Source organism: Xylophilus sp. ASV27 (assembly GCF_016428875.1).
In the GTDB taxonomy this organism is placed as follows: domain Bacteria; phylum Pseudomonadota; class Gammaproteobacteria; order Burkholderiales; family Burkholderiaceae_C; genus Xylophilus.
Genome location: NZ_JAELTO010000360.1, coordinates 1 through 305 on the forward strand (window position 1 = coordinate 1; position 305 = coordinate 305).

The following is a 305-nucleotide window of genomic DNA, read 5'->3' on the forward strand; positions in this document are numbered from 1 at the left end:
CCCCGCCATCGTCGGCGCCGCCCGGCCGCGCGTGGCCATCCTGCGCGAGCAGGGCGTCAACTCGCATGTGGAAATGGCCTACGCCTTCGACGCCGCCGGCTTCGAGGCGGTGGACGTGCACATGACCTGTCTCTTATACACATCTGACGCTGCCGACGAAGAGAACCTAGTGTAGGTGTCGGGGGGGGGGGGGGGGGGGGGGGGGGGGGGGGGGGGGGGGGGGGGGGGGGGGGGGGGGGGGGGGGGGGGGGGGGGGGGGGGGGGGGGGGGGGGGGGGGGGGGGGGGGGGGGGGGGGGGGGGGGGG

The 305-nt window shown here is 79.7% G+C and carries 1 pseudogene; it reads left to right on the plus strand.

Going from position 1 to position 305, the window contains the following annotated elements:
- Positions 1-136 (plus strand): annotated as a pseudogene (locus tag JHD63_RS23335) (phosphoribosylformylglycinamidine synthase subunit PurQ); the annotation flags it as partial.
- Positions 137-305: the final 169 nt, after the last annotated feature.